General features: G+C 39.9%; 5 protein-coding genes. All 5 read left to right on the forward strand.

The window, feature by feature from the left end; translation table 11 throughout:
* The first annotated feature begins 524 nt into the window (after window positions 1–524).
* Window positions 525–1,427: a hypothetical protein gene (locus EH243_RS18330; protein ID WP_126160108.1), complete on the forward strand. Its 903-nt coding sequence runs from the start codon at window positions 525–527 to the stop codon at window positions 1,425–1,427.
* Window positions 1,428–1,512: 85 nt separating this feature from the next.
* The gene (locus EH243_RS18335; RefSeq protein ID WP_126160109.1) at window positions 1,513–2,739 is read left to right on the forward strand and encodes a hypothetical protein; all 1,227 of its coding nucleotides are present in this window, start codon (window positions 1,513–1,515) and stop codon (window positions 2,737–2,739) included.
* Between the two features lie 433 nt (window positions 2,740–3,172).
* Window positions 3,173–4,063: a site-specific integrase gene (locus EH243_RS18340; RefSeq protein WP_126160110.1), complete on the forward strand. Its 891-nt coding sequence runs from the start codon at window positions 3,173–3,175 to the stop codon at window positions 4,061–4,063.
* Window positions 4,064–4,552: 489 nt separating this feature from the next.
* A complete protein-coding gene (locus EH243_RS18345) occupies window positions 4,553–6,112 on the forward strand; it encodes a site-specific integrase (protein WP_126160111.1) in 1,560 nt (519 codons plus the stop codon).
* A gap of 616 nt (window positions 6,113–6,728) precedes the next feature.
* The coding region (locus EH243_RS18350; RefSeq protein ID WP_164549134.1) for a transposase at window positions 6,729–6,924 on the forward strand (196 nt) is incomplete at its 3' end.

A 6,924-nucleotide genomic window follows, 5' to 3' on the forward strand; every position in this document is an offset into this window, starting at 1 on the left:
TCGGCTTGCTTTAGGATCGCCATGATTTGGCTATCGGTATAACGTGACTTTTTCATGCAGAACCTCCTGCGTATAGATTACGAGAAAATTCTACTTTTGAGCACTATTATTTTTCGGGAGGATTACCGTAGTAGTTCAGTGAGCAATTATAAATGTTTTGGCACACCTGCTTGGTATTAGCATGGATGCGTTTTATAGGCATTTCTTTATGTGATATACAGTATGATTTGAACTTTTCTAGGAAAGGGGGCACACTTAGTTTTCTTGCTTGCCTGTTTGTTCGGTTGATGATGCTTTGATCATCAATAAAATCAATAGGTTATTGATTTGGTTTGCAAGTTTATATGCCACTCATCACCGAAATAGTGTGCAATAGTGTGCACGCGCACTTTTCTAAAAGGGAATCATCAAACTATGGAAGGTTTCAGAATGAAATCAGTTGGTTACAAGCAGAAGCCCGGTAGTTATCGCCAGTATATCAGGCACGCACACGAATAAGCTGTTAGCCTTCTATGGAGAGTGAGTTGAGTATTGTTCCTTACATCGCTTTGTCGATTTCAATCGTTGCTTTATATTTTGCTGTTCGAAATTTCTTGCGTAAATCAGGAATTTACGTAAAAGGTCAATATAGTATTAGTTCAAGTATCTACGCTGAAGACCAATATGTGAACAGTTATACGATTGAGAACTTCAAAGATAGATCTGTCATTCTTTTCAAAGTATTGCTCCGTGTTGGCCCGAATTATTATATAGAACTGTCCAATTTTGAGCATGAACCTAAAATATTGAAATCTTATGAATCATTTACGCAAAACTTGGATCCCGTTGATTATTACAGTGTAAGTATGAACAGAATTAAGGTTAATAACCTGCTGAGTTCAAAAAAGGTTAAAACTTGTTTAGTTTTATCAACGTCCCATGGGAAATACGTTGTTAAAAAAAGGATTCAAAGATGGGATCCAATTGCCGACTTCTTTGATAATCACCTAACTGTATCGATTCAAGCAATGCGTCCAAATAATAAAAATGGTTATTATGGGGCAGATTTTTCTTTTTTAGTAAAGCTATCCACTGAAGATGGATATGTTAAAACTATTGCAGTTTACTCCGAAGATTATAATTATCCTAGATTCGAAAAATTTAGACTAACCAAAGAATCGTTAATGTCTAAAAGTAACCTTGAAGAATTCCTAACAGAGAAAGCTGTGAATGGTCAACTTAATTGTATAAATGTTGAAGTCATTGATGGGAAGGAGTTACTGAGTAAATCTTATGCTTCAAGCTTCAATAAAACAATCGAAGCCAAGCATTATAGTTGGTTTACTTATTTAGTAGTCGGAAAATTATTAACCAAATTTAGTAATATCCGCACGTACCTTATAAACCGTAAAAGTAGAAAGGCTAACAAGGTACTTAAGCAGAACTAAAACAGTGGGTTACGTTTCGCTTCGCTACAAATTTTAACCCACTATTTTAGTCCGCTTAGTGCGGCGTTAGGAAGATATAGAGAAGATGGCACTAGATTTAGGAAAGTTATTTAAACGAGAAGCATATGATTGTATTGTAACTAGCATAGGAGAGCTTTGCGTCTTCGGCATTAATGCGAAACGCCAAATCGAACTACACAAGAATCTAAATAGCTCACTAGGAGATTGCATACCTGCCGACTTCATCCGAAATCTATGTGTTTATATATGCTTTCCGAAAGATCGTTTAAAAGAAGAAAAATACAAACCAGACAAGCCTATTCTCACAAACGAAGACGTGAGTAAACTAACGGAAGACGAGCTTGAGAAAATTGCTGGTATTTATATAGATAACAATGAATATTTATTTAAGAAGCGTGAATTCAAGGAAAAGAAAAACGAGAAGGGTGAAATTGTTAACTATGAAGAGTACAACGAAATAGAGCATCCAAGAAATGAAGAAGAGACAAATATATCGTATCTTTACAGGCTTTCTATCCTTGAAAAAGAAAAATACAAGAAGCATATGGAGGATATGTTCAAGTCGGTTTCTGGTATAGACAGCTTTTCTTCTAATTTAACTGACAGCATAAAAAATACTCTTACAATGGGCGACTCTCTAAGCAACGCGATGGAGTCGATAAGAGCAACTAGCATGCCGAAATTACGCCCAATAGAGCGTGAGTCACTCAGGAAAGATTTCGCTAAAAAAGAGCGGGATAAAGAAGAACGTAGATTACAACCATTCAATGAGCTGTCAAATAGGCTGGATCAGCTTATTGAATCCTCTGTCCAAGCTTCAGATTTTATGGTTGAAGCCAACAAAATACAAACCCAAATAGCTTCTGAGATCAAAGTATCGGGAGATCTAACTGATAAACACTCAAGAAAAAACATATTGCTGAGTGTGATCGTCATCACATTGACAGTAATTGGCTTGTCACTAACCGCTTACGCTTTTATTTCGGGCAATAAATTTAATGAATACCAGCAGCAAAATCTAGAGAGTAGCGCTAAAGAAATAGTAAATTCGTTGTTAGACATTAACGAAAATCTTGCGAATGAAGGTTCTAAAAATCAAGATACGTTAGATTTGATATCAAGGCAGTTAGTTGAAATTGATAGCCAAAAGAAATTGTATGAACAATTACTTGCTCAACATAAATATTTAATCGAATCTCTAGAGAGCGCTAACTCTGAGCAAAAAGCGCAGATAATCGAGTTACAGGGGAGAATAAAGGCGCTAGAGGAAAGGAGGAGGCAGCATCAATAAAACAGAGCCTAACAAAGAGCTGCTGTCGGGTGACTTTTCCTCTGCGCTCCAAATTCGCCGCAGAGCGCGGCGTTAGAACTATGAGGTGTATTGTGGAATTATCGAAGAAGATCTATGGAAAATGCGAACAAGTCAAAGCAGTATGAACGTTATAAATGAGCTGCCGCTTGTAACCATACTTACCTCGGTAAGTATGGGGAGCTGGTGAGGTCGCTCTTTGACCGAGTGAGGCCCCGTAGCGAAGCGAAGTGGGTCGAAAAGCGACTAGTGAAGCGGGTTGTGTCAAGGAGGATCGCAAACCACGAAGTGGTTGAGAAGTCCTTTACACAACTATAAGCGAAACGTCAGATAAAAACGCAAGGCTTATCAAAAAAGTTACTATACTCTGCGATGAGCGTTCAGGATGAACGCGAATAATCAAGGAGGATAATCGATGTTGTATTCAACAGAAGAGGCTTATAAAAAGTTAGCCAAAAACTTTTACGAGACGAGAATGATTGGTAAGCCAATCACCAAAAAAAACATAATAATGGCTTTGAAGGCATGTGCTAAGGATTATGTGCCAAGCTATTGGCGAAAGCTTCGCAACGCTATCGAGCTAGACCAACGGTTGAAAGGATTCTCTGAAACGGCTGATAAAGTTAAAGTGACGCTCAATCCTATCACCAGTGATCCAACTAAAAAGGCTCAGATAAAGCCTAAACGAAACAAATTGAAAGCAGTTAAAGCGAGTGATGAAGCTAAGCTAATAGAACGGCTAATGAGTGGTTCGAGTGGCGATAAATACGTTTACGCTACTGTCATGATTGTTAAGTATCTAGGCTGTAGGCCAGCAGAAATAAATGATCTAGAATTTCTACCCGGAAATAAGATTCTTGTTAACTCAGCCAAAAAACGGGCAGATCGGGGCATTGATCGCACACTCACTATCTCTGATCGCAAAACTTTTGAAGCTCTTCAGAAGTATCATCATTTATTAATTAATGCTCCTTATGCAAAGCCAATCACCTATGTTCAAAAGCGTTTAGCTAAAGTAACCAAGGAAATTTGGCCGCAACGAAAGTGCCTTCCAACACTGTATAGCTGGCGGCATCAGCTTGGTTGTGACTTAAAAAAATCTGACAAATCACGTATAGAAATTGCAGCGATTATGGGTCATTTAAGCGTCGAAAGTGTCAATCAATATGGCCGCCCAAAGCATGCGAGAATTTCAAGAGGCTATTTGAGCGTATCAAAGCATTCGATGAAGCTCGTGAAGGTTACAAAACCAACACTGCCACCTAGTAAAAAAGTAAAGAACAAAGGGCCAGCATTACAACGGTGATGGCACCTGTGAGGGAGGAATAGTCTGCTATTGAACCGCAGGCTTTTCTCATGATTTTTAAGTATTAAAAAGTAACGTATATAAGCCTAACGCTACAAAGGTGATGTCACCTAAGGGGAAGAAGAGCTTGCTATTAAACAGCAGGTTTTTTGATCATTTAAGTGGTATCAGTGCAGTTGATAGGTTTGGTCATTGCTTAAGCGAAGGCAATCGCTACCTCACAGGTGGACGCTTTTATCTTGATAGTCGACAACTTTTGATTGATACGATGGTTGGATATGTTCCAGTTGCGGTGTGATACTAATGTGTGTAACTATATGAACTATAGGTAGGGTAACCTATTGATTTTTAACTTGGTTTGCAAAATGGGTGAGCCCCCGCTAGGCTCCACCAATTCCTTCGTAGATGCCCTATTCATGCGGCCTCTAGCCTACCTTAAGAATTGTTTTTCAGAAATGTAGCACCACCTTGTAGCACCAAAGGTGAATTATGGCTGCACGCATCCAACATTCTTACCGTCGCAACGGTATGTATTATATTCGTCTTAAATGGCCGTCTAGGGTCTTTCAGGTTTTGCCTGAACTAGGGCATGAATTTAATAATTCGCTTAAAACACACGATCAAGACAGAGCCCGATTACTTATCTATCGCTGTGCTTATCAGTTTCGACAATTGATAAACTTTATAGACACTTGCTTAGATCTTGATAAGATCGAAGATATTAAGCCCGATTTCATCATTGAAACGCTTAAATCGACGATTTTTAGCAAGAAAGAGACTAAACAGGATATGTCTGACACACCCGACTTTGATTTTGACCTCGAGAATAAAATATACATTGAAGTTGATCCGAGTACTGGCACCCAAAGGATTCATTCAGATCTAGAAGACTCTGATGCTAACCAGTTAGAAATTTTACAATTTATGGGCAAAGCCGGTATGGGGTTCTCCGCGGGAGATGGCCTTGCCGAGAGTAATGGCCCAACGGTTGAAGATATTGCTAAAAGATTTATTCAGGAAAAAATCGCGTCAGGTAATTGGACCCATCCGAAAACTCGATCTCAGGGCACGACGCGATTAAAATTTGTTGTCGAGTTATTGGGCGCGAAGACTGTTTTTGCCAAGCTTGGGCGGAAAGACATTATCAGCGTTCGAGAGAAGCTGAGAGCGATGATAGACCCGCAAAGGGAGCGACGCTCGAAGCGCGATGGTACGCTCTCGGCGGACACTGCGCGAAGCTACTTTCAGTTGTGCACAGCGCTGGTTAAGTTTGCTTATGATGAGGATATCATTCAAATAAACTTTGCCGCAGATTTAAGCCTGAATGTGAGTAGAGGAGCAACTGACAGTTATCGACCATTTGAACCTGAAGACTTGCGTAAGTTGCTGAATGGCTCGGTCTATCGCTCTATAGAGCTGCCTAGACAGCGCACATTAGTGGATAGCTATTTTTGGGCACCCTTGCTGGCAATGTACACTGGTGGACGCATTAATGAGCTTTGTCAGTTGCACATCAGAGATATCAAGTGCGAACAATCTCAACAAGCTGATGATGTTATTTGGTATTTTAATATTACCGATGATGAGCTAGATCAGTCGACTAAAAATGAAACATCAAAACGAAAAGTGCCGATTCATAAGCAGTTGATTGAAATAGGATTTTTAGATTATGTCGAGATGCGTCGACAAGCAGCTACCTCTGACACCGAAACGCTGTTCCCTGCTATGAAATATTGCAAAACCAATGGCTGGGGGCGAGAGACTGGGCGGTGGTTTAATGGCGAAACAGCCAGTCCCGGCTATCTTGATTCGCTGGGGCTAGCTAACAGGAAAAATAAGACGTTTCATAGTTTCAGGCATACCGCTGCACGGACGCTGAGAAATAAGGGGGTTGAAGAGTCAGATATTGCGGCAGCGATTGGTCATGAGCATAAAACGACTACGCGTCGATACGGCGCCGGATATACGTTAGATCGGTTACAGCAAATTGTTAATGCGCTCGATTACAATCTTGATCTATCACATATTAGTTTCGAAGAATTTGAGTGATATAAGTTATGTAAAGGACGCCCTGAGAAGAATAAGCATTTACTGTATAGCTTCGATAAAAAGAGAAGATTACTTAGATATATTGACTGTGACTGAGGTATACGAACTATGGGTTAACCGTAGCCGTATTTAATCGGTAAGTCGGATAAATGAGGCACTTATTATCTAAATAGTTTGATATTAGCGGCTTAGTAAAAAGCCGCTAAGTAAGTTGCGGCGGTTAACCTTCTTTGCCTCTTCATATCAGTCTACATGAGGTGTAAATTACTAGAGTAGACTATTCAATGGATGAATCATGAGTCACTTACAAGGCATCATCTCAGAGTTGTATGAAAAAGCCAAAATAGGCAAATGGGCCCATGTAATGTCTGTATGGGAAAAAGCGCCTCGATTAGCTCAACATTGTAGCCATTTCCAGAAAGCTTCATCTGGGTGGACCTTTCTTCATCAAGCCGCTTTTTTTGATCAAGAGGCAGCCTGTCGGACAATGATACGCTTTGGTGCAAACCCAAGTAAACTTTCAACGACACGTCAGAGAGCTTCTGATGTTGAAGTGGTTATAGTTTCCCGGATACACAGATGTGGTTAATATCCCCACTAATAGAGGTGTGTTCGAATGAATCAAAAGAAAGCCAATACTTATACTGCTGAATTTAAAGAGTCAGCCATCAAACTGGCAGTAGAGTCCAGTCAACCGGTAACCCAAACCGCCAGAGAGCTGGGAATTAACGTTAATACTTTGCATACTTGGATCAATAATTATCGCCGTAAGAATCCTGGTGACGCTCCTCAAGTTGATGATGAACATCTCT

Source organism: Amphritea opalescens (assembly GCF_003957515.1).
Lineage (GTDB): Bacteria > Pseudomonadota > Gammaproteobacteria > Pseudomonadales > Balneatricaceae > Amphritea > Amphritea opalescens.

Bases quoted from the DNA above. Each gene is read 5' to 3' on its own strand.
- EH243_RS18345 (WP_126160111.1), top strand. From the start codon at position 4,553: ATGGCTGCACGCATCCAACATTCTTACCGTCGCAACGGTATGTATTAT.
- EH243_RS18335 (WP_126160109.1), top strand. From the start codon at position 1,513: ATGGCACTAGATTTAGGAAAGTTATTTAAACGAGAAGCATATGATTGT.
- EH243_RS18340 (WP_126160110.1), top strand. From the start codon at position 3,173: ATGTTGTATTCAACAGAAGAGGCTTATAAAAAGTTAGCCAAAAACTTT.